A 24,944-nucleotide genomic window follows, 5' to 3' on the forward strand; every position below is an offset into this window, starting at 1 on the left:
GCATGAAGCAGGCTTGACTATTTATAATCGAATCGATGTACTTCTAAGTAAACAGAAACGTTGATGTACTTCGAATCAAAAAGAAATGTTAATGAAGAACATTTTTTGGTATGTATTTTATGTATTTATTGCATGTTTAAATTCCCCGATATACAAGTGAATAATGATTTGCTTTATGAACATCATAGGCTTATCGCTTATTTTATAAAGTTATCAGAAAGGGTGTTTTATAGTGGCATATATACGCGATAAAAAGGAAGAATTGACTGGCTATCAGGAGCATGCCCCATATAATCCCAACATTGATGTGCAGTGCGATTTTGTTATGGTGTATGGCATCGATGAATCCATGCCCCAGAGGATTGCAGAATTCAAAAAACAGGGATACGTGGTGCATTTAATGACGGGTATTGCCTGGGGTGAATATCAGGATTACCTGTATGGCCGCTGGGATGGACGTGAACACTGGGATGAGGCCCAGAAAGCCCGCGACGGCAGGCTGATCCTCCATGGCAAAGATGTGCCGTATATGGTGCCTACCATTGCCTTTGCCGACTATCTGACTGAAAAATTGAAAGTGGCAGTGGATGCAGGCGTGGAAGCAATCCATCTGGAGGAGCCGGAATTTTGGGATTATGGCGGCTACTCCGAGGCTTTCAAACGGGAGTACGAATTATATTACAGAGAGCCATGGAGACCGATGGACGAAGACCTTGATGTTCGTTACAAGGCTTCAAGGCTTAAAGCATACCTTTATGCCCGTGCTCTGGACCGTATTTGCGGAGCATTAAGGGAATATGCAAAGGTCAAGCACAACCGGGTTGTGCGTTTTTACGTGCCTACCCACAGTCTTCTTAATTATACCCAGTGGAAGATTATGAGCCCGGAAGGGGCGCTGATCGACCTGCCTGTGCTGGACGGATACATAGCTCAGGTCTGGACGGGTACCAGCAGAAGTGAAAATGTATACCAGGGTGTCCTGAAAGAAAGGACTTTTGAAACTGCCTATCTGGAATATGGAATCATGCAGGAATTGACAAAAGGAACCGGTAGAAAAATGTGGTTTTTACAGGACCCCATTGAAGACAATCCGGAGTATCCTTGGGAAGACTATGAATATAATTATCTTAAGACAGTTACGGCATCTCTTTTGCATCCCAATGTCCATAATTATGAAATATGTCCCTGGCCGAACAGGGTGTTCAACGGGAAATATCCTTTCTCCCGCAAGGAAAGACGCCCTATGGAAAATGCAAAAACCATACCTCCTGAATATTGCACACTGCTTAACAATATTTTTAATACTCTGGGAGATATGGATCAGGATGATTTCAGCTTTGACGGTGTAAATTCGGGAGTGGGAATTATCATGTCCGACACGGGACTGTTCCAGAGAACTTACCCGGATGGTATAATAAAGAGCCCTCGCAGGTTAGGAGAGCACCAAAAGCGCATTCAGTCAGGAGGAATTGCGCAGATTCCGGAGGAGATGGAGCTGGATGAAGATATGCTGAAGGAATTCATCGAAAGCGGTTCCTTCCCGAACTTTTACGGCATGGCACTGCCCCTCTTGAAATACGGATTGCCGGTACGTCCGGTCCAGATGGACAATATCCGGAGGTTCCCTGCATATCTTGACGACTACAAGAATTTGATACTCAGCTATGAATACATTAAGCCTCTGTCTCCGGACATCAACAATGCCTTTGCTACCTGGACGAGAGAAGGGGGTACTCTGATTTATATAGGAGACGGTTCCGATCCCTATCATGGCATACAAGGATGGTGGAACCGGCCAGGCAGAACTTCTTATGACAATCCGGCCCAGCATTTATTCGAGATGATGGGGCTCCCGAGAGAACTGGAAGACGGGGTATATACTGTTGGAAAAGGAGTTCTGGCAGTATATAACATATGCCCGGCCAAGCTATGCCTTAATAAAAAGATAGCAGACCAATACCGCAGCTTTGTCAAGGATGTGCTGGAAAGAACCGGAAGCCGTTGGGATTATACCAACCACATAACTCTGAGGCGCGGATACTATATTATTTCTGCTGTGATGGATGAAAGCGTTGATGACAGTCCTCAGATTTTTGAAGGTGTATTTGCCGATATGTATACGCCTGATTTCAAAATAGTGACTCGAAAGGTGCTGCACCCGGATGAAAATACCCTGCTGATGGATCTGAGCAAGGTTAAGCATCAAAACTGCATCATAGGAACATCTGTAAGGATATTCAAATTTGAATGCGGAGACAATGCCTTTGAACTAACGGCCAGGGGAGCGGCTTCTCTGAGAGCTAATATCCGTCTGAAGCTTGCAAAACCGATAGAAGAGGTTGCTGCAGTGGACGAAGATGGCAATGAAATTCCTGTGGAACATCTGTGGGATGAGCTTTCTAATACAGTATTGCTTTCCTATGACAGCTGTGGGAAGCAGGTGGTTATAAAAGGAATAATGCAGCAAAAGTAAGACCGGCTCGCGTTGTCGAGGCAATGATTTCTGCAAAAGGGACTTGAGAGAGGGTGCCATATTATGGAAGCAAAAGGTATCATATTTAATATACAGCAATTTTCGACCTATGACGGGCCGGGGATAAGAACCACAGTCTTTTTTAAAGGATGCAACCTGCGTTGCATTTGGTGTCACAACCCTGAATCCTATGCTCTTAAGCGTCAATTGATGTTTTATGAAGAAAAATGTGCCGGTTGCGGTAATTGCTTCAGGGTATGTCCGGTTCATGCCCACTCTGTGACGGATGAAGGGAAGCATTTTATAGACCGCAATGCATGCACCGGTTGCGGAATCTGCTGTGATTCGTGCTATGCCGGTGCTCTGGCCATTGCCGGCAAGGAGGTGACGGCAGCTGAAATATTCAGGGTTGTGGAGAGAGATATACTGTATTATAAGAATTCCGGAGGTGGTGTGACGTTTTCAGGAGGAGAGTGCATGCTCCAGCCTGAGCTTCTGAAAGACCTGCTGCTCATGTGCCGTGAAAGGAGCATACACACGGCGATTGACACTGCAGGAAATGTTCCTTTTGAAGCCTTTGAAAAAGTCATCCCTTTAACTGATCTGTTTTTGTATGATGTTAAGGCAGCCGATGACAATGTTCATAAGAAATTGACCGGAGTATCCAATCAACTTATTTTAAGCAACCTTAAGGCTTTATCCGAGAGAAAATGCGAGATTTGCGTACGCATACCCTATATTCCCGGCTGCAATGAAGGCGAAATGGAAGGGATCGCCGAGATTTTGAGTCCGTTGAATATTGGCAAGGTGGAGATTTTGCCTTACCATAGGCTTGGGGAAAGCAAAAGGGCAGCCTTGGGCATGGAAAAGGAAGAATTTTTTGCAACCCCATCCAACGAAGAACTGGACAAAGTGTGCAAAATTTTTGCGGAAAAGGGCCTTTCGGCAACTTACTCCAAAATAAAATAGAAAAGGCGGTGTTTTGGTATGGTAAACAGTGAAAAAACCAAGCTTTCTCCATTATACGAAAAAAGAATTGAAGATATGCGCCAGGCAAAACTCTACTACAACAAAGAGAAGCTGAAGAGATACGGTGGTTCCTACGACACGGATGATCATGGCTTTATCTGCTTTGATGAGATGGATTTCACACCGGAATACAACGAAGATAATATGATATACGGATGTAAGTTAATCGGAAGGAACCTTAGGAGGTTTTTCAATTCCTTCCCAGCGTATATACATCCATCCAGCGCATTAGCCGGATGCTGGGCAGGGGCCATAGCCAGGTTCGCCAAGATTGGACTTCGCCCCTCCGACCAACCCGTCCATTTAAAGCCCATACACGAAAAGTATGGTATTACTCAGAGCGGTATTGGAGCAATGAACCATCTGGGGCCGGATATGACTATCGGATTGCAGCTGGGGTGGAAAGGCCTTCTGGAAAAAGTGCGGTATTATCGAAGCTTCAATGCTCCGAAAGACACGGATTTTTATGATGGTGAAGAAGAACTGCTCCTGGGCATTTTGGAGTATATCGAGCGTCATGTGAAATATGCCTACAGCATGGCAGAAAAGGAAGAGGACCCGATAGTCCGTCAGAATTATCTGGAGATTGCTAAAGTAAATGAGAATCTTCTTAATTCGCCGCCCAAGACTTTCCGGGAAGCATGCCAGTTCCTGGCCCATTTCCAGAGCATAGACCGCACCTATTATCTTGGCGGAGCATTAGGACAGATTGATGAACTGCTGCGGCCTTATTATGAAAAGGATGTTAAGGATGGAATCCTCACCGATGAAATGGCCGTATGGATTCTGGCCAGCCTTTTCTATAACGATACCCATTATTCCCAGATAGGAGGGGTCACTCCCGACGGAAGCCGTGACTTGACCAGACGATTGTCTTTCTTGGTGCTGGATGCGGTTCACTATCTTCGTATACCTTCCAACATAGCGGTAAGAGTTTGGGAGGGTATGAATGAGGATCTGCTGAGAAGGGCTGTGGAGTACATTCTGGAGGATGGGTCCGGTGTATGCTTCTCCCTGTCCAAAGGTATTGAGGAGGGATTTGCCCGTAACGGACATCCTATCGAGCTGGCACGGATGAGAGCTAAAGTAGGGTGTAACTGGGTAGCTTTACCGGGCATTGAATACCCACTGCAGGACGTGAGCAGAGTGAATATGGCTTTTGCCTTGGTCCATGCCATGGACGATGTGATGAACGGCGATGAGGAGCCGAGCCTGGAAGCTTTATGGGAAAGATTCTCCCATCATCTTTCCATCATGGTGGATTGCATTAAGGAAGGATATGACTGGCATTATGAGGTGGTATCAAGAAATACTCCTGAAATCGTGCTGAATTTGTTCTGCCATGGTCCTATTGAGCGGGGATTGAACTGCGCCCAGGGAGGCGTGGACATCATCGGGCTAAACCTGGACGGCATAGCTCTGGCTACAGTGGCGGATTCTTTTGCAGCAATTGAACAAAGAGTTGTGCGGGAGAAAAGGATTAGCTGGCAGGAATTGTATAATGCTTTGAAAAAAGATTTCGAAGGGGAAGAAAACATACGCCTCATGCTGAAAAGCATTCCTCGCTTTGGAAATCCTGATTCCCTCGCCGAGGGATGGGCAACTCGCATTAGAGATGAGTTTGTGTACCAAGTGAAAAAGAGCCGCACCCCAAAACATCATCTGGAAGTAATCCCCGGATTGTTTTCCCATGGGGACATATATGCTTATGGCAGAAATCTGCCGGCCACACCCAACGGCCGCAAGAAGGGAGATCCCATCTCTCATTCCAGTGAGCCTGACCCTGGTTTTGCCAAAGGGTTAAACAGCTTTTCTCCTACTTTGAAAGCCAATGCTGTGGCACTGGTGCAGGCAGGATATGGTAATTCTGCGCCTCTGCATCTGGATATAGATTCAGATATGCTGAAAAGAGAAGGAGGAGTGGATTGCTTAATGGCTCTCATCCACACTCATAATCAGATGGGAGGTACTCTTATCAACTTAAACTGCATAACCAAGGAGCAAATTCTGAAAGCTCATGAGGATCCAGACAGCTATCCTGATTTGGTGGTAAGGGTCACCGGCTATTCCGCATTCTTTGCATCTTTATCCAAGCAGTATCGCCAGCAGATTGTGGACCGGTATTTAACCGATGATAAATAACGGCTGTGTTTTAACAGCCTCAAATCTCTGGTCATTCATGCAGAATGGAGGAGCGGTGCCTTCTAGAATATCCGACTCCGAACGATTTTAGAGCAGCCGGCAATCCCATGCCGGACACGGAATATTTAAATAGACGGCTCATTCCATTTATGAACGTTTACCTATTTTGATTGATGGAGCAGGTTGTGGAACCACCATAGCCTGCCTTTATTTTGTCATTGGTATTATTACAAATATAAGCGGTCGTATCCTGATGCCACAAAACAAAAGCACAATATATGCATATCTCCGTTTCTGCAAAAATAATATTAATAAGAAGTTAATATTAATAAGAGGAGATTTGCAATGATTATATATGCAATCCGGTTGAGAAGGCTTGTCAGGTATTTGATCATCATAGTGGCAGCGGTTGTGGCGGGCGTCCTGTTAGGCACAGCAGGCAAAGGTGCAATAGAGGTGTTTTCCCAGAAAAGGGAACTGCCCATATATTCTGTTGAAAGCACTGAAAAGAAAGTTGCCATAACCTTTGATTGTGCGTGGGGTGCTGATGATATTCCGGATATTCTGAGCACCCTGAGGAAGGAAGATGTAAAAGCCACATTCTTTATTGTGGGGCAGTGGGCTGAAAAATTCCCCGACAAGGTAAAAATGATGGCGGAAGATGGGCATGACATAGCAAATCACTCCTATTCCCATTTGAGGATGGGAGTGCTGGATAAAAGCCGGATTTCCAAGGAGATTTCTTTATGCGGTGAAAAGCTCGCGGAGATAACCGGCAATAAAATTGAGCTTTTCAGGCCACCTTACGGAGAGTATAATAACGATGTGATACTGGAAGCAAAGGCGCTGGGATATTATACAATCCAATGGGATGTCGATTCCTTGGACTGGAAACCTGAAATGAGCAGCGATGCAATTTTAAGCAGGGTGACGGAAAAGGTCAAGCCAGGATCAATAATACTCTTTCACAATGATACAAAACATACTTCCAAAATACTTCCTTCGATAATTAAGGCTCTTAAAGAGGACGGTTACACGTTCGAGCCTGTTTCGAGGCTAATATTGCGGGAAAATTACTACATCGATTATGATGGAAAGCAGAAAATGAAAAAATAACAATAAATTTTGTGTAACTCTGCTGTATTTTGATATTATGATTTCGCCCGATATAGCCGATGTTTTAATGTGGGAGATAAAGATTTTGGCGTTGCTCCTATTGCGAGGTATTTTTGTGAACTTATTGCTGAGATACGGAGATTTTATGATTTTTTGGACAAATTATATATTAGCAGGTATGTTCAAGTAGAAATTTATAATATATAATAAATGGTACTTGAAGAAGTTAATTGTAATGTGTCTGTATGCAAGTATGGTACCGTGTTTTCGGTTGTTTGTCGAAATGCGGTATGTCAGATCTGCTTAAAGCCCGATCAGGCATGTGTTTATGGCTTTGGAGTTCGTTTTCTATATATTTTTTTTATTCTAAAGTTTGGCTTATATGAATAAACATTACATTAGATAAACAATAGACATACAAGAGCCTAAGAGAGGAGAGTGGGGGTCGGATGGTCGGAAACATACTGGAGAACAACATGGTGACCATTTCCGGTAAGATAGTTTCTAATGCTGAGTTCAGCCATGAGGTCTACGGAGAAGGGTTTTATTGCTTTATGCTTGAGGTGCCGAGGCTTAGCGACAGCTATGATTATATACCGGTAACTGTTTCGGAACGCCTGGTAAATAAAGATGAATTGAGTATAGGTAAGAATATAGAGGTGGAGGGTCAGTTCCGTTCATACAACAGTTTCAATAATACTCAGGGCAACAAGCTGATATTGACTGTCTTTGCCAGAGATATAAACTTTCTGGAAGATGATTTGAAAGTAAAGAATCCTAACCAGATTTACCTTAATGGTTACATATGCAAAAAGCCCATTTTCAGAGTCACACCCTTCGGGCGGGAGATAACCGATATACTGATGGCGGTAAACAGGCCGTACAATAAGTCTGATTATATACCCTGCATTGCATGGGGCAGAAATGCAAGATACTCTGAAAATCTTGCTGTTGGGACAAATATAAAAATCTGGGGAAGAATCCAGAGCAGAGCTTACCAGAAAAAGCTGGATTCAGGAGAAGTTGTCACAAAAACTGCTTATGAGGTTTCTATTTCCAAGATGGAAGTGGCTGCCGTCAGGGAAAGCGAGAAGAAAGATTATGTGGAGCAGGATGAAGAGAATCTCGTTTCTAAAGCAAAGGAATAAGCATACACAGCTGATTGTGAGTGTCTACTGGCAGCAAGCATATTTCAGTATAATCAAAACCCTCTGCAAAACAGTCAATGACTTATTTTGCAGAGGGTTTTCAATTATATGCGGCTTGCAGAAAGTTACAACTGCAAACCTTTAATCTTCCTGTTACATGTCAGCATTATCTCAGCCAGAGTTTTATCTTTCTGTTTCTTACGAAATATCTCCACTGTTTCATCAGATAAGGCATAAGATAATGGTCTACGCCAAAAGCTCTTCCTGCTCCTCCCAGTAAGCAGAGGGCTGCTGGAATGAACCACCAGTCGTATTCATACATGCCGGTGGAAAGAAGGAAGTTTACATTCAATGCCAGTGAGCCAAGAGCCGCTATGAAAGTAAAGGTTCCTGACAACAGGGCAAGGCCTATGCCTATCTCAGCAAGAACTATCAGCACCTGGAACAGGATTGCGTTAGGTATTACTATATTGGTGGCAATCCAAGCATACCATCCCGGCGTGTGCTCGGATATTATTCTGAATACTGTTTCGCCAGTGTCGGTCACAGATGCGCTGGAACCGGCATCTGCTCCGGGCAGACCTGCCAGCAATGCTTTTGTAAACCAGCCTTGCTGAACCTTCTCAATACCCTCCATAAGCCATTTATATCCAAGGAACAAACGGATGGGTACAAGCCAGAATGCCGGGGTCATTACTGAGTAGTGCTTTTCCAGAAGGAACTTGTCCTGCTGTTTAAATAGCAGTTCGTCTTTTATATATCTGAAAACCAGTTCAAAACCACCTATTCCGAAAAGATAGTGGATATTCACCATGTATTTCATGAGTATGGAGAGCCAGGTGGGAAGTTCACGTCCCATTATATTTGACTGGGCAAAAAAGGCTCCCACAGATACCATGACACCGTGAAGCTTAGGTTTGATCTTTTCTTTTTCCTTTCCCCGGATGTCCGCGAGAATATTCAAGGCAGCGCCCTTACCAGTCTGCATGGCTGACTCGACCAAGGCAGGGAGAATCTGATTTTCACCGGTGGAAAACGCTGAAATATCACCCACCGAATACACATTTTTATACTGGGTTTGTGCATACTCGTTTACAACAATCCTGCTGGCACGGCTCCTGTTGATATCCAGTTTTTCCGCAAGGCTGTTTGCTTTGACTCCGGCTGTCCATATGAGGGTTTTGGTAGGAATGACCCTGCCGGTCTTGATCTCCACATGGTCAGCAGTAACACTGGAAACAGCACTGTTTAGCAGCACTTCTACTCCCAGCTTGTTGACGAGGTAATCCATGGATTTTTTGGCGCCTCGTTCCTTAAGGTTGGTAAGGATGCTTCCCAAGGCTTCCACCAATATAAGCTTGACTTCATTCCTGTCAACGCCGTATTCCCTGCACAACTGTTTTACCCAATTGGCGATTTCACCTATCGTTTCAACTCCGGTGAATCCGCCTCCACCGACTACGAAGCACAGCAGCTGTTCTCTTTTGGCCTTATCCTGTTCCTGGGATGCCTTAACAAAACATTTTCTGATATGTTCCCGTATCCTTATAGCCTGTTCATAAGACCATATGGTAAAAGCATGTTCCTGTATTCCGGGGATACCGAAAAAGTTGGGTTCACTGCCTGCCGCAAGAATCAGATAGTCATAGTGGTATTCACGAGAAGATGAAAGGAGCTTGTTATTTTCAAAGTCTATGCCATTAATTTCGTCCTGGACAATCTTTACGTCAGAATATTTGAAAATATCCCTCAAAGGCACAATTACGCCTTCTTCCCTGATTCTGTTGCCGGCAACTTCATGCAATTCGGTCAACAGGGTATGATAGGTGTTTTTGTCGATAATTGTGATTTCAATATCGTCTTCTTTTTTCTTCTTTTTTTGGAGCGTGAGTGCAGCTTCTATCCCTGCATACCCTGCCCCGAGCACAATTACTTTTTTTGACATGTAAATGTCCCCCTTGCTTAATTTCTGATTTGATTTAATATAAGTATGTACTAAATTTATGTATAATAATATATTACCAAATTATATTACCACCGGTATCATGTCGGAAAACTAAATATTTTAGAAAAAAGTGAATAAGCTGTTGGTAAATCAGATATATTATACATAGCCGCAATGCCTTAATTATATCATATACGCGGTATGTTTGCTAAATGTTAATTTTGATAAATTTTATGAACTAATATATATTTTTTATATTCAACTTATATATATTTTTGCAGCATTACGTGTTTTAATCCGGAACGTCCTTTCTTAAGACATGAACTTGTGACTGGGAAAACTGATAAAATAGTATAATTTGAGCAAGATATCTTCATTTGACATAGCAATTTCTTATAATATATAATATGCATATAAGTATAATATTCAAATGAAAGTTTTCAGATTGGCTACCTAGCGCTCCGGGGACTACCAGGGGCTTTATTTTATTGGATGTTGGAGATATATGAGAAGGAAAATCTTATTGCTATTAATGATATATGTTTCATTCATTCTGGCATCATGCCAGCAAAATACACCTGCTGAACGCATTGGCTCTTATATGGGAACTGTGATAACTGAAAAGGTATATGGGAAAAACGCCCAAAAGGCAGCAGATGAGGTAATGGAGAAAATAGCTGAGCTTGAGGCAATGATGACTATCAAGGACGCCGATAAGCAAAGCGAGATCGATAAACTTAACGACATGGCAGGCGTCGGAGAAGTCAAACTGAGCAGGGATTCCATTTCTGTCCTGGGCAAGGCAATCGAATATGCCGAGCTGAGCGAAGGTGCTTTTGATGTTACAATAGGTCCGCTGGCCAATGCCTGGGGGATATTTACCGACAATCCCAGGGTGCCCTCAAAGGACGAGATAGATAATCTTAAGAGTTTAGTAAATTACAGGGATATAAGCATCAACAATGCCGATTCCAGCGCATACCTTGCACGCAAGGGCCAAATAGTGGATCTTGGCGGTATCGCCAAAGGATATGCGGGAGATGTGGCAGTTGAGATACTAAAAGCAAAGGGTGTAAAATCTGCCCTGATAAACCTTGGAGGCAATGTGGTGGCTCTGGGGAGCAAACCTGATGGCAATCCCTGGTCCATAGGAATACAGAATCCGAGAGCACCTACAGGGGAGTATATAGGCATAGTAAAAGTAAGAGATAAGGCAGTGGTAAGCTCAGGAGATTATGAGAGGTTTTTTGAGAAGGACGGCGTGAGATACCATCATATTCTGGACCCCAGAACAGGGTATCCGGCGGATTCCGGGCTTATTGCAACTACGATAGTGGCCGATAGTTCGACCGATGCCGATGCTCTGTCCACTTCAGTTTTTGTTCTTGGCCTTGAAAAAGGAATGCAGTTGGTGGAAAGGCTTGACGGAGTGGATGCGATCTTTATTACCGAGGACAAGAAGGTATATATTACCGAAGGATTGAAAGAATCATTTACATTTAAGGATGAAAGCAAGGAATTTACTTATGTTGAAGAAAGGTGACATAGCTCTTGTCATATTGCTGGTTGTCGCCGTAATTGCGGGTCTTGCAGGCATCAGATTTTATAGAGGCGGCATGAAGGGCGATAGAATAGCTGTTATAAAGCAGGAGAATAAAGTGATCCGGGAGATCAACCTTGATGAGGTGCAGGAAGCGGAACGCTTGTCTTTGACAGGAGATTACAATAATATAATACTCATTGAGAAGGGGCGCATAAGGTTTGAAGAGTCCGACTGTCCGGACCTGGTATGCGTGCATACCGGCTGGCTGGATAAAACCGGAAGCTTTGCCGCTTGCCTTCCTAATAAATCGCTTATCATGATCAAAGGTGAAGGCGAAGAGGTTGATGGAGCAACGTATTGAAGCAAATGTACACAACCGGTATGTTTTGCTATAAAAGAGCGGAAAGATAATGGGTATAATACAAAGGAGCGTCCCTAAGAAGGCTGATGATGAGTAAAAATAAGAAGATGGTTTTGCTGGCATTGTTTGTAGCACAAGCGCTGGTATTATCCATAGTTGAATCATTTATACCTGTACCGGTGGGAATACCGGGGGTCAAACTTGGTTTAGCCAACATCATAACTATGGTGGTTATAATGTTCTTTGGGCTAAAGGAAGGCCTGGTAGTTGTTATAATCCGCTGTCTGCTTTCATCTCTTTTCGCAGGCGGACCGATGATTTTCTTGTTCAGCGTTGCGGGAGGAGTCTTAAGCGCGTTGGTCATGTATTTTTTGCACAGCAGATTGTCCAGGCTTTTCAGCACCATTGGAATAAGCATTGCCGGAGCAGTTGCCCATAATATAGGCCAGATATTGATTGCTTTGGTAACGCTGCAAACACTGTCGGTTCTGTCCTACTTGCCTGTGTTAATGATATCTGGTATTATTATGGGGTGTTTTGTCGGTTTGTGCAGCATGTTTTTAAGCAGGACTCTGAAAAAGCTGAACATATTAAATTAACATTGAGTATTGGGGTTGATTTCATTGTGGACTAAGTGCCCTGACGTGCTGGAAGAATTGAGGAGGGTGGAGGAGTATATAAAAAAGAACATCTCTTCCAAAAATGAGCTGCTGTCTACTATAGTGACTGATCTTGTAGATGCCGGCGGGAAACGGATAAGACCCGCCTTTGTTATCATATCCTCAAAATTTGGTAGATATAACAGAAAAAAGACGGTGCCTGCAGCCGGAGCTTTGGAGATACTCCATACTGCAACCCTTGTACATGATGATATAATCGACCGTTCAAAGATGAGAAGGGGAAAGCTGACCGTTGCTGAAGAATATGGGAATGACATCGCCTTATATACAGGGGATTTTTTGTTTACAAAAGCTGTACTGATGCTTTCCAAGGGCATTTCAGCCGAGAAGCTGGAAATCATAGCAAAGACGATAAAGGCCATATGTGAGGGTGAAGTTTATCAGTTTAACGACAGGTTCAATGTAGACTCCACCGTTTTTTCATATTTGAAGCGCATAAGCAGAAAGACGGCGATTTTGTTTGCCTCTGCTTGTTTGCTAGGAGCATATACAGGAAAATGCTCCAGGAATGTGGAAAAAAGCCTTGCCAAGTACGGCTTTTATTACGGCATGGCCTTTCAGATAAGGGATGATTTGTATGACTATATTGCCGACCCTGAAAGAGTGGGCAAGCCGGTGGGTGGTGACATAGCCAAGGGTATAGTTACCATACCTGCCATTTATGCAATGAGAAACAACCCTGCCTTTAAAGAGATAGTATCCCGCTTCTTTGCCAAAAAGGCAATCCTGGCGGATGATGAGGTTGATGTAATCATAAGCGGTGTAAAGAAGAATGGAGGTATTGATGACGCAAAAATGATGCTGAATACCTATATAGAAAGAGGGATGCGGGAACTCATGAAATTGCCCTCCAACAACTACAGAAAATTGCTGGAGGAGCTGCTGCTTTCTCTCAGGATATAGAATACTTGAGGGATAAGGGTTGGACTGATACCGGCTAAATGTGGCTGTGAAGATGCGCTGCGCCTTCATTTAGGCGCTCATAACCGAATATATGAGCCGGAATCAAATATTAATGCAAGTATATGAGGTAGGAAGGATTCCATATGGGTGATATTGCTTCGGTAGTTTTAAGTAATTCCACAAGAGAGTTCGACAGGGAATACCATTACTCCATACCCGACAATATGAAGGGCATGGTTGTGCCGGGGGTAAGGGTTATAGTACCCTTCGGCAAGGCAAACAGGTCCATGGAAGCCTATGTGTTGGATGTGATAGATAAAACCGAATTCAATGAGTTGAAAGAGATCCGGAAAGTCCTGGATGACAGCCCGGTCCTGGGAAAACAGATGATTAAGCTGGCTTGCTGGATGAAGGACAAATATATTTGCACCTATTCCGATGCAATAAAGTGTATGGTTCCTCCTGGAATCGGCGTAAAAAGCTTTTGTATCGTAAAGCTGATAAAACAGGACCCCGATGTCGGGAAAAGCCAGAAAAAATTGCTGGACATATTGTCCGAAAATAACGGCGAGTGCGAGCTGGAAGAGCTGAAAAGCCGCGCCAATATAAAGGGTTTTTCAAAACAGCTGGATTTGCTGGAGAAAGCCGGACTGGTCGAAATATGCGAGGAGTATACCAGCCGGGTGAAGGAAAAGACAGTAAGAGTTGCAAGCCTTGCACTGCCCAGAGATGAAATAATTGAGGATATTGAAAGCGGCCGCATTAAAAGAATTCAGCAGATAAGAATTCTGGAGCTGCTTTTGGATAATGAGTACATAGCTGTACCTGATATTGTAAGGTTCTCCGGGGCATCAGCCGGTGTTCTGGACACCTTGAGAAAATATGGGTACATTTTTTATAAAGATATCAATGTAAACAGAGACCCCTTGGGAAACAAGGTTGTGGAGCGTGCTGAGCCACTGACGCCGACTCCTCAGCAGGAGGCGGTATTAAACAGGGTAAAAGCCATGATGGACAGGGGCAAATTTGCCGAGGCTCTGATTCATGGGGTTACAGGCAGTGGTAAGACAGAAGTATACATGCAGCTTATCCAGCACTGTTTAAATTCAGGAAAGCAGGCAATAGTCCTGGTGCCTGAAATATCCCTTACTCCGCAGACCGTTTACAGATTCAAAAGCAGATTTGGAAATGATGTGGCAGTACAGCACAGCAGGCTGTCCCTGGGGGAGAGGTTTGACCAGTGGAGGCTGATAAAGGACGGTAAAATCAAGGTGGTTGTAGGTACCAGGTCTGCAGTTTTTGCACCTCTGGATAAGCTTGGCCTGATCGTTATAGATGAAGAACATGAAAATTCCTACAAATCGGAGATAACTCCCAAGTATCATGCCCGGGAAGTAGCACGGGAGAGGTGCATGCAGGAAGATGCCGTATTGCTTTATGGCTCAGCTACCCCTTCAATCGATACATACTACAGGGCAAAAAACGGAGAGATGGAGTTTCTGGAAATGAGCAGCAGGGCAAATAATATGCTGCTTCCCACAGTGGAGATAATTGATATGAGGAATGAGCTGGATGAGGGCAACAGATCCATATTCAGCAGAAGGTTGGCAGCAGAGATTGCCAGGAACATTGAAAGCGGGCAGCAGACCATCCTTTTTTTAAACAGGAGGGGACATGCCTCCTTTGTCCTGTGCAGGAGCTGCGGGCATACTATTAAGTGCACCAACTGCAATGTCTCTCTCACATACCATTCCCATGATGAAAGACTGATATGCCATTACTGCGGATACACCGTGAAAAACCCTTCTACCTGCCCGAAATGCGGAAGCAATTACATAAGGCATTTTGGTACCGGGACACAGCGGGTGGAGGAGGAGTTGAAAAAGCAATTTCCCGGCTGCAGCGTTATTCGTATGGACGCTGACACCACAACCTATAAGAACTCCCATGAGGAGATTTTAAGGGCTTTCAGGGAAAAAAACATAAACATAATGGTGGGAACCCAGATGATCGCAAAAGGCCATGATTTTCCCAATGTAACTCTGGTTGGAGTTCTTGCCGCAGACAGTTTGCTGAATTCCGGGGATTATAATTCTTCCGAAAGGACTTTCCAATTGATAACGCAGGTGGCAGGAAGGGCAGGAAGGGGAAAAATACCCGGAAAGGTGATAATACAGACATATAATACTGAAGATTTCAGCATCCTGGCAGCCTGCAACCATGACTATAACTCGTTTTACAGCCAGGAGATAATAATGAGGAATGCTTTATATTATCCGCCTTTTACCAATATATCGACGGTTATATTAAGCGGCCCTAATGACAAGCTTGTCTTTAGCAGGGCAAAGGAGCTGAAAGACTTTATTGCAGGAAGGCTTGCCAATGCCGGTGACGGAGTGAGCGTGCTCGGTCCGGCAAGAGCACCCCTTACAAAGATTAAGAACAAGTATAGATGGAGAATAGTCATAAAGCAAAGGGATATGGATATGCTTACTGCCCTGTTGAGAGAAGTCTCGGATGCTTTTTACTCAAAAAGACAGAACAGCGGAGTCGATTTGAATATAGATATAAATCCTGCAAATATGTTATAATAAATAAATAGATGTTAACCTACGGGTTAAATTTTTATATTATAGATAGTAAAGATGAAGTTATGTTAAGTCTATTTTGATGAAATTTGTGGAGAACAATCACTGGAAGGCTTGTTCCGCCCGAAGTGCCATATACTGGACTATAAATTGGCATTTACATTTTCACGGAATATAGGGACCGATTATGTGTCGCCGGGGAATTTTGAAGCAGCCTTAAAGCCATTGTTTTCCAATGTGACAATGGGGTATCAATATAATATCAGGATAATGAATGCATTGTGTTGGCTTATGCCAGGTAATGAAAGAATAGGAAGGCTACGGATTTGATGTAGCTTAACAGATGGAGGTATAAAATAATGGCTATTAGAAATATAAGGCTTGAGGGCGAAGAAGTGTTAAGAAAGGTCTCCAGGGAAGTAGACGTGATAGATGAAAAGATACTTACCCTGTTAAAGGATATGGCGGAGACCATGTATAAGGCGGATGGCGTTGGATTGGCTGCGCCCCAAGTGGGAATACTGAAAAGAGTGGTTGTAATAGATGTGGGTGATGGGTTGCTTGAACTCATAAACCCCAAGATTGTCGAGCAGGAAGGCGAACAGATAGAGGTTGAAGGCTGCCTTAGCATTCCCAATTTGGTGGGAGAGGTTAAACGCCCGGCAAGAGTTGTCGTAGAGGCACTGGATCCAAGAGGTGAAAAAGTGGTCATTAATGCCGACGGTTTGCTGGCAATAGCCTTGTGCCATGAAATTGATCATCTCGATGGAATTTTGTTCAAGGATAAGGCCATTAGGCTGATTGACAAAAACGATTATAAATAAGCAGGTTACTGGAAATATCCGCTCTGTGCTGGAAGTCAATAGGTTAAGGAGTGACTTTTATTGAGGATAGTTTTTATGGGTACCCCGGATTTTGCGGTTCCCAGCTTGAAAATGTTGATAGATGAAGGTTATGAAGTTGCAGCGGTAGTAACTCAGCCGGATAAACCAAAGGGAAGGGGAAAAAAGCTTGCAGCACCTCCCGTCAAGGAGTATGCAGTGGAAAAAGGCATAAAAGTGCTGCAGCCAGCCAGCGCAAAGACTGAGGATTTTATCCAACAGTTGAGGGAGTTAGCTCCTGATATGTTGATAACAGCAGCATATGGCAAAATACTGCCTAAAGAGGTCCTTGATATACCCCCTTTGGGGTGTATAAATGTTCATGGCTCACTGCTTCCCAAGTATCGTGGAGCGGCGCCAATTCAATGGGCTGTAATAAATGGAGATAAAACCACCGGTATAACTACCATGTATACGGATATTGGCATGGATACTGGAGACATGCTGGTAAAAAGGGAAATCCCCATACCTGAAGATATTACTTCCGGAGAGCTTTACCTTCAGTTGGCGGATCTTGGGGCGGAAGTCCTGAAAGAAACGCTTTTAAGGGTTAAAAACAATACATTGGAAAGAATCCCCCAGAAGGACGAGGAGGCAACCTATGCTCCTATGCTAAAAAAAGAGATAGGTCTTATTGACTGGAATAAAAGTGCGTGGGAGATACACAACCTGGTGCGGGGTACCAATCCGTGGCCGGGGGCTTATACATATTACAAGGGTGAAAGGCTTCGTATCTGGAAGACGGAAAGAACCACCGAAAGTGCTGAGGGTGTCTTGCCAGGGAGATTATACAAGGTATCCAGGGATGGCGTTTTTGTGTCAACCGGGCAAGGAGTCTTGAAAATAAAAGAGATCCAGTTTGATTCCAGCAGAAAAATGACGGTGGAGGAGTGCTGGCATAACATTACTGAAGGTGAAATACTTGGACAGTAAACTTAAATACTTTTATTCAGGCACCGTTTTTACTGTTGTCGCTCTGGTATTTACAATTTTTACATTGGTGGCTTTTTATACTTATCAGAATATAAGGGCTTACAATTATATTTTGTTGGCCCTATTAGCTATAATTATATTTGTGACCTTGATGTTTGTAGCTGCAGTTCTGATGGTTATGCATGTTTACCGTCATAAACGTGTAGATCGCAGGCTGCTGCGATTTACACGTATGTCTCTGCATTTTTCCCTCCCTTTAGTGTATCTGGCGTCAAGAATTTCCAAAGTAAGCAAAGATGTGATGAGAGGTTTTTATATAGATGTCAACAATATAATAGTGGAATCCACAGGCACCAGATACATGCCCGGGGATGTGCTTTTGCTGCTGCCTCATTGCCTTCAGGACTCCCGCTGCCAACACAAAATTACCAATGATATAGGAAACTGCAGAAGATGCGGAAATTGCTGCATAGGCGAGCTGGCTGAACTGAGCGAGAAGCTGGGAGTGAAGATTTTTGTGGCAACCGGGGGAACGGCCGCAAGGAATATAATTTGCAGGAGCAATCCTGGCTTTGTTTTTTCTGTGGCATGTGAAAGGGATTTGTTCAGCGGAATCAGGGATATGAAAAACGTACCTGTTATAGGAATGTTGAACGAAAGACCGAAGGGTCCATGCAATAATACGGTTGTCAATGTGCGGGAATTGGAAAAAAAGTTGAGAAAAATGCTGCTTGACGATATTGACTGATGTCAGAACGAAATTATGTTAATTACTGCTATAAGCCAACTCCGGTAACTTTTTGAATGTTTCTAAGGCATTATTGGCACAGAACATTAGCTTTTTATTCTGTAAACAAGACTTTTATTGGCATAGCAGGTTGACTTTTAATTCTATTAAAGTAAGGGAGGTTTTTGGAATGTTGGGATATTATGGATTTGACCAGTATTATATTTTTCTAGTTATGCCGGCATTATTGCTTTCGTTGTATGCTCAATACAAAGTTAAAAGCACCTTTAATGATTTTAGGAGAGTTGGAAACAGGAAAGGATTGACCGGAGCGGAGGTTTCCAGAAGAATTCTGGACAGCAACGGATTGTATGATGTGGTAGTTCAACCGGTAAGAGGGGAATTGACAGATCATTATGATCCAAGAACAAAAGTGGTCAGGTTGTCCGACTCTGTATATAACAGCACTTCAGTTGCCGCTATAGGAGTTGCTGCCCATGAAACCGGTCATGCCATACAGCATAAGGTGGGCTATGCTCCCCTGGCATTGAGAAGCACACTGGTGCCCGTTGCCAATATAGGTTCGTCCGCAGGCCCATATCTGGCTATACTGGGATTGTTCATAGGCTGGCCGACTTTGGTGAATGCAGGTATTATTCTTTTTACCGCTGCGGTCGCTTTTTACCTTGTCACCCTGCCTGTTGAGTTCAATGCCAGCAAAAGAGCTATTGCATTATTGGAAGAGACCGGAATGTTGTATGGAGATGAGCTGGCTTCTGCAAAAAAAGTTTTGCGGGCAGCGGCAATGACCTACGTGGCTTCGGCTGCAGTGGCGATGGCCAGCTTGCTGAGACTCATCCTGCTGACAAGCAACAGGAGAAGGAACGACTAGGTTGCCCGGCAGACAGAGGACGACGGATGGTTGAAATCCGGTTATAAAATATGTGGAGCAGTCAGAAAGGTATGGGGATACGTCAGAATAAATCGACGGATGAATTTACGGACAAGCATGGGAAATATACTGCGGAGGATGAGCAATGGCAGTGGATTTGGCCAGGGAGACAGCCCTGAAAACTCTATATGATATAATGGAAAAGGGTGCTTATTCAAATATTGCTTTAAACAAGCACCTTGAGCAACCGGAAATGAACAGCATGGACAGGGCGTTCATAACAGAGTTGGTATATGGAACGGTAAAGTGGAAGCTGTCTATAGACTGGATAATACAGCAGTTTTCAAAGGTCAAGCTTAAAAAAATATCACCCTGGGTGCTTAACATTTTAAGGCTGGGGGTATACCAGATAATGTATACCGACCGCATCCCGGAGTCGGCCGCTTGCAACGAGAGTGTAAAGCTGGCGAAGAAATACGGGCATTCAGCATCCAGCGGGTATGTAAATGCAGTCCTGAGAAACATTGTACGGAATAGGGACCAAATACCATACCCCGACGGGAATAAGGAATATGAGCGCTATCTTTCCATAAAATACTCCCATCCGGAATGGATGGTGAGGCAGTGGGTGAGCAGGTACGGAAGGGATTTCACGGAAAGCTTGCTTGTAAGCAATAATGAAATTCCGGATTTCACCGTTCGGGTAAACACTCTAAAGGTGAGCAGAGATCAGTTGATAGATGAACTGGAGGCAAATTCCGTTAAAGCCCGAAAGGGGAGATATGCCGATGAAGCTGTCATCCTGGAAAATCCCTCCTCCATTACCAAGCTGGATGCCTTTAAAAAGGGATATTTTCAGGTCCAGGACGAAAGCTCCATGCTTGTAGGAATCGTCCTGGACCCGCAGCCTGGTGAACTGGTTATGGATGTTTGCAGCGCTCCGGGAGGAAAGGCTACTCATTTGGCCCAGAGGATGCAGGATAAAGGGACTGTTATAGCCAGGGACATCCATGAGCACAAGGTGGCATTGATAAAAGAAGCGGCTGACAGACTTGGTCTGGCAATAATTAAACCTGAGGTGTTTGATGCGCTGGAAATTGACAATAATTATATAGGGAAAGCTGACAGGGTTTTGGTGGACGCGCCCTGTACCGGCCTGGGAATTATAAGGAAAAAACCGGATATCAAGTGGGCAAGGAATGAAAAGGATAAGACGGAAATTGTAAAGCTGCAGACCGAAATAATCAATGCGGCATCGAAATATGTAAAACCGGGAGGAGTGCTGGTATACAGTACCTGCACCATAGAACCGGAAGAAAACGAAGAAGTTGTCAGGAGGTTTGTTGAAAACAACAGGGATTTTAAAACTGTGGACATTTCAGATGTGCTTCCGAAGGAATTGGATAAAAAAAGTGCAAAAGAGGGATATATCCAGCTATATCCCAACATAGACGGTGTGGATGGATTTTTTATTGCAAAACTGGTAAAAGGAGATAAATAAATATGGAGGGAAAAGTCAACCTTCTTGACTTAAGTATTGAAGATCTGGAAAAGCTGTTCGCCGAAATGGGAGAGCAGAAATTCAGAGCAAAGCAGGTGTTTGAATGGCTTGGCAGGGGCATAAAGGACATTGATCAGATGACCAACCTGTCAAAGGCTTTGAGGGAGAAATTAAAAGAATTATGTTATATAGGCAAGCTTAAAATTATAAATAAATATGTATCTGCAATAGACGGCACTGCCAAGTACCTATTTGAATTGGAAGACGGCAATGTCATAGAAAGCGTGCTTATGGAGTATAAGCATGGTTTCTCCGTATGTGTTTCTTCCCAGGTGGGCTGCAAGATGGGATGTAAATTCTGTGCTTCTACCGGGATAGGTTTTATGAGGAATTTGTCCCCGGGGGAAATACTGGATCAGGTGCTGTCTATACAGGAAGATGCGGGCAAGCGCATAGGTCATATAGTGATGATGGGGATCGGAGAGCCTCTTGATAACTACGATAATGTGATAAAATTCCTCAGGTTGGTTAACCATCCGGATGGACTTAATATCGGCTTCAGGAATATCTCCCTTTCTACCAGTGGCATAATTCCCGGAATTATAAAGCTTTCAAAGGAAGGCATTCCTCTGACTCTTTCCATATCCCTTCATGCACCCAATGACGAGATCAGGAACAAGCTTATGCCTGTCAATAAGAAGTATTCTATTGACAAATTACTTGAGGCATGTAATATATATACAGAGGTGACAAAAAGGAGGATCACCTTCGAATATGCTTTGATTTCAGGAGTCAATGATTCCGACGACAATGCTTTGGAACTGGCGCGTAAGATTAAAGGCATGCTGTGTCATGTGAATCTGATACCCGTAAATACGGTTGCCGGTGTTGATTTTAGGAAAAGTGGCCGGGAGAGGATAGAGCATTTTAAAAATCTGCTTCAAAGGCATGGCATTGAGGCGACGGTCAGGCGTGAACTGGGCAGTGATATAAACGCCGCTTGTGGTCAACTGCGCAGAAGCATAATGGAAGAAAGAAACAAAAATTGATTTTCACATAGAGTAAACAGCTATAACCAACAGGAAAAACATCAGAAAAATTCCATACAGGTACGAATAATATAAATATATATCAATTATTGCAGAGTTTGCACAAAAGGACGTGCTATTCCACTCATCATAAGTTTAATGATATATGCCCGTTTATGCGTGCCTATTTGAAAATTTTGCTTCCAGAATTTCCTAGTGTATAGCTTTTTGGAGAGTGGTAAAATGAGGTTTGCTGTAAAAACAGATAAAGGCATGGTTAGAGAGATTAATGAGGACAGCTACAATATTATAGCAGGTTACTCCGATATACCGGATACCTTTATTGTTGCCGATGGCATGGGTGGTCATAATTCCGGTGAAGTGGCCAGCAAAATGGCTGTTGATTTTGTAAGCGGCGAGGTTATGAAATTTTCCAGCGCCTTGAAAGAAAAAGAGGATATCCTGAATTACATCACAAGCATAATGGAAAAGGCAAATTCCGTAGTTTACGCATCTTCGCTGCAAAATGAAATGAATTCCGGAATGGGTACCACATTGATCATGGCTGTTATACATAATGGCATGCTTTATGTCGGACATATAGGAGATAGCAGAGTGTATCTGTTAAGAAAGGATGAAATGCGGCAGATAACCACCGATCATTCCTACATAGAGGAGCTCATAAAAACAGGGTCTCTCACCAGGGAGGAAGCCCAGTATCATCCGAAAAAGAATGTAATAACGAGAGCTTTGGGATGTTCGGAATACATAAAAGTCGATACATATTTGTCGGATATACAGGAAGGCGATACTTTAATTATTTGCACCGACGGCCTGACAAATATGTTGAATGAAGATGAGATTAAGAGGATAGTTACAAGCACCGACGATATAGATGCAGCATGTGATGAGCTTGTCAGAAAAACAAATGAGTACGGAGGCATTGATAATGTCACCGTTATTCTGATCAAAAACATATGAGCGAAAGGCTGGAAGAAAGCAACATATTTCAGGTTAAATTGAAAATGAAGGTTAGGTGTTTTTATGGAAAGTCAAATCCTGGGAAATAGATATGAACTGATAGAAAAATTGGGCGGAGGCGGTATGTCCGTTGTATACAAGGCCAGATGCAGCTTGCTTAACAGGTTTGTTGCTGTTAAAATCCTGAGGCCTGATTTCACAAACGACGAGGAGTTTGTAAAAAGGTTCAGAATAGAAGCACAATCGGCTGCCAGCCTGTCCCATCCTAATATTGTGCCGATATATGATGTCGGAAATGAGGGAGATATATATTACATCATCATGGAATGTGTGGATGGCATCACCCTCAAGGAGTATATTAATGAAAAGGGAAGGCTGCCCTGGGAAGAAGCGGTGAACATTGCCATCCAGATATGTTCAGCTATTAAGCATGCCCATAAAAGTCATATTGTCCACCGGGATATAAAACCTCATAATATCCTGCTTACAAAAGAGGGAATAGCAAAGGTTACGGATTTCGGCATAGCGAGAGCCGTTACTTCTTCTACAATAACCATGTCCGGGAACACCATCGGATCGGTGCACTATTTTTCACCGGAGCAGGCCAGGGGAGGATATACGGATGAAAAATCCGATTTGTATTCCCTAGGGGTGGTATTATATGAGATGGTGACAGGAAGGGTGCCCTTTGATGGAGACATCCCTATAGCTGTAGCATTGAAGCATATCCAGGAAAAGCCCAAACCTCCTATAGAGATAAATACCGGTATTCCGGCCGGATTAAATGATATTATCATGAGAGCCATGGAGAAGGACCAGAACCTTAGATATCAGACCGCGCATGAGTTCCTGCAGGATCTATACATGATAGCTAATGACCCAAGCAAGAGATTTGCGGGTGCAGGCGCAGTCGGGGATAGCCCTACAATAAGGGTAAAGGCTGTTAGTGAGGAGGATGTTATGAGCGCCCAAAGGACTACCAAAAAGAATGATGCCAAAAAAGGCAAGGACAACAAGGATAGGGCAACTTATTGGGCTGCCGGCATTATTTCGGTCATCATAATCGCCATATTTGCTTATATTGGATACAGGATTGTGATGCCTTCCTTGATGACGGAGAAAAAAGATTTTATAGTAGGCAATTATGTGGGAAAGAATATAGAAGAAGTTGAGGAAGAACTGACGCTGGCAGGAATCTATTATGAGACCAAGGAAGAATACAGCGATACCGTAGATAAAGGAATAATAATAGACCAGAGCATAGATGAGGGTAAGCCTCTCAATCCCGGGAATTATACTCCCCTTGTGCTTACGGTGAGCAAGGGAGAAGAGCTTATAGAAATACAGAACCTGAGAAACAAGGAGCGTCGTGAAGCGGAAGCGATAATAAGGGATCTTGACCTGGTGCCGGAAATACAGGAACAGTTTGATGAGGATGTTCCTATTGACAGAGTTATAAAGACAGACCCCGGTCCGGACAATAAAGTAAAAAAAGGAACCACTGTAATGATTTATGTCAGTAAGGGACCGGAGATAAAAATGACTAAAGTGCCTAAGCTTATAGGGAAGACGATGATGGAAGCAAAGAAGCTCCTGACGGATGCCAACCTGAAGATGGGAAAGATACTGCCGGAAGAGAGCAGCAATTACGTGGATAAAATAGTTGATCAATTCCCGGCTGCAGGTGAGGAAGTAAAAGAAGGTACTGCTGTGGATATCACCTTCGAAGAGAAGAAACCTGCTGAACCGGTGGCGAAAACGTTGACCGTGCCCTTAGCCGATCCTGACGATTACGGTGATGTGATCAAGGTGTACATAGAAGCGATACCTTCGGATACTAATAAGGCACAGGTTGTTATGAACAAGAATGTTAACAAAGAGGAGTTTCCTCTGAATATTGAGATACCTGTACCGGAGGGTGGTTATACCAAAATACGGATTTATTTTGATGACATCCTTTATAATGTTATAGATTATCCATATCAGGGTGTAATTCAGCCTCAAGGCCATTCAGAAGATCAGACTCAGGATCAGGAACAGGAACAGGATCAGGATCAGGAGGGAGCACATTAA

Annotated in this window: 19 protein-coding genes; 18 read left to right on the forward strand and 1 reads right to left on the reverse strand. The window is 43.5% G+C overall.

Features of this window, described 5'->3' with window-relative positions; translation table 11 throughout:
* Window positions 1–232: 232 nt before the first annotated feature.
* The 5 genes from CDO33_RS04930 (at window position 233) to CDO33_RS04950 (ending at window position 7,908) form a co-directional block, all read left to right on the forward strand.
* Window positions 233–2,473 carry a hypothetical protein gene (locus CDO33_RS04930; RefSeq protein ID WP_202849484.1) on the forward strand — a complete coding sequence of 747 codons (2,241 nt, stop codon included), beginning with the start codon at window positions 233–235 and terminating at the stop codon, window positions 2,471–2,473.
* 63 nt (window positions 2,474–2,536) lie between these two features.
* Window positions 2,537–3,442, forward strand: coding sequence for a glycyl-radical enzyme activating protein (locus CDO33_RS04935; RefSeq protein WP_103080888.1), 906 nt, complete (start codon window positions 2,537–2,539; stop codon window positions 3,440–3,442).
* Window positions 3,443–3,460: 18 nt separating this feature from the next.
* Window positions 3,461–5,644, forward strand: coding sequence for a pyruvate formate lyase family protein (locus tag CDO33_RS04940; protein ID WP_103080887.1), 2,184 nt, complete (start codon window positions 3,461–3,463; stop codon window positions 5,642–5,644).
* A gap of 345 nt (window positions 5,645–5,989) precedes the next feature.
* Window positions 5,990–6,760: a polysaccharide deacetylase family protein gene (locus CDO33_RS04945; protein WP_103080886.1), complete on the forward strand. Its 771-nt coding sequence runs from the start codon at window positions 5,990–5,992 to the stop codon at window positions 6,758–6,760.
* Window positions 6,761–7,209: 449 nt separating this feature from the next.
* Complete coding sequence (locus CDO33_RS04950; RefSeq protein ID WP_103080885.1) at window positions 7,210–7,908, forward strand: single-stranded DNA-binding protein; 699 nt, start codon at window positions 7,210–7,212, stop codon at window positions 7,906–7,908.
* Between the two features lie 166 nt (window positions 7,909–8,074).
* Here CDO33_RS04950 and CDO33_RS04955 read toward each other — a convergent pair whose 3' ends face one another.
* Window positions 8,075–9,853 carry an NAD(P)/FAD-dependent oxidoreductase gene (locus CDO33_RS04955; protein ID WP_103080884.1) on the reverse strand — a complete coding sequence of 593 codons (1,779 nt, stop codon included), beginning with the start codon at window positions 9,851–9,853 and terminating at the stop codon, window positions 8,075–8,077.
* A gap of 505 nt (window positions 9,854–10,358) precedes the next feature.
* On the opposite strand from CDO33_RS04955, the gene CDO33_RS04960 reads away from it, so the two are divergent.
* From CDO33_RS04960 to pknB, 13 genes are all read left to right on the forward strand, one after another.
* Entirely contained in the window at window positions 10,359–11,396 is a 1,038-nt protein-coding gene (locus CDO33_RS04960; protein WP_103080883.1) for an FAD:protein FMN transferase, read from the forward strand.
* Window positions 11,380–11,757, forward strand: a complete 378-nt coding sequence (locus tag CDO33_RS04965; protein WP_103080882.1) for a NusG domain II-containing protein — start codon at window positions 11,380–11,382, stop codon at window positions 11,755–11,757. Before CDO33_RS04960 ends, CDO33_RS04965 begins: the two co-directional genes overlap by 17 nt.
* An 86-nt stretch (window positions 11,758–11,843) precedes the next feature.
* Window positions 11,844–12,356, forward strand: coding sequence for a Gx transporter family protein (locus tag CDO33_RS04970; protein ID WP_242974843.1), 513 nt, complete (start codon window positions 11,844–11,846; stop codon window positions 12,354–12,356).
* Between the two features lie 9 nt (window positions 12,357–12,365).
* The gene (locus tag CDO33_RS04975) at window positions 12,366–13,340 is read left to right on the forward strand and encodes a polyprenyl synthetase family protein (protein ID WP_103080880.1); all 975 of its coding nucleotides are present in this window, start codon (window positions 12,366–12,368) and stop codon (window positions 13,338–13,340) included.
* A 143-nt stretch (window positions 13,341–13,483) separates the two neighbouring features.
* Window positions 13,484–15,931 (forward strand): primosomal protein N', encoded by a 2,448-nt coding sequence (gene priA, locus CDO33_RS04980; RefSeq protein WP_103080879.1) that lies wholly within the window; start codon window positions 13,484–13,486, stop codon window positions 15,929–15,931.
* 356 nt (window positions 15,932–16,287) lie between these two features.
* Complete coding sequence (gene def / locus CDO33_RS04985) at window positions 16,288–16,752, forward strand: peptide deformylase (RefSeq protein WP_103080878.1); 465 nt, start codon at window positions 16,288–16,290, stop codon at window positions 16,750–16,752.
* A gap of 60 nt (window positions 16,753–16,812) precedes the next feature.
* Entirely contained in the window at window positions 16,813–17,742 is a 930-nt protein-coding gene (gene fmt, locus CDO33_RS04990) for a methionyl-tRNA formyltransferase (RefSeq protein ID WP_242973385.1), read from the forward strand.
* A complete protein-coding gene (locus CDO33_RS04995) occupies window positions 17,732–18,490 on the forward strand; it encodes a DUF116 domain-containing protein (protein WP_103080877.1) in 759 nt (252 codons plus the stop codon). Before fmt ends, CDO33_RS04995 begins: the two co-directional genes overlap by 11 nt.
* Window positions 18,491–18,659: 169 nt before the next feature.
* A complete protein-coding gene (locus CDO33_RS05000) occupies window positions 18,660–19,361 on the forward strand; it encodes a zinc metallopeptidase (protein WP_192875001.1) in 702 nt (233 codons plus the stop codon).
* Between the two features lie 145 nt (window positions 19,362–19,506).
* Window positions 19,507–20,862, forward strand: a complete 1,356-nt coding sequence (gene rsmB / locus CDO33_RS05005) for a 16S rRNA (cytosine(967)-C(5))-methyltransferase RsmB (RefSeq protein WP_103080876.1) — start codon at window positions 19,507–19,509, stop codon at window positions 20,860–20,862.
* A 2-nt stretch (window positions 20,863–20,864) separates the two neighbouring features.
* Window positions 20,865–21,911: a dual-specificity RNA methyltransferase RlmN gene (gene rlmN / locus CDO33_RS05010; RefSeq protein ID WP_103080875.1), complete on the forward strand. Its 1,047-nt coding sequence runs from the start codon at window positions 20,865–20,867 to the stop codon at window positions 21,909–21,911.
* Window positions 21,912–22,133: 222 nt separating this feature from the next.
* Window positions 22,134–22,871, forward strand: coding sequence for a Stp1/IreP family PP2C-type Ser/Thr phosphatase (locus CDO33_RS05015; RefSeq protein WP_103080874.1), 738 nt, complete (start codon window positions 22,134–22,136; stop codon window positions 22,869–22,871).
* 63 nt (window positions 22,872–22,934) lie between these two features.
* Window positions 22,935–24,944 (forward strand): Stk1 family PASTA domain-containing Ser/Thr kinase, encoded by a 2,010-nt coding sequence (gene pknB, locus CDO33_RS05020; RefSeq protein ID WP_103080873.1) that lies wholly within the window; start codon window positions 22,935–22,937, stop codon window positions 24,942–24,944.

The organism is Clostridium thermosuccinogenes (assembly GCF_002896855.1).
GTDB classification, from domain to species: domain Bacteria; phylum Bacillota; class Clostridia; order Acetivibrionales; family DSM-5807; genus Pseudoclostridium; species Pseudoclostridium thermosuccinogenes.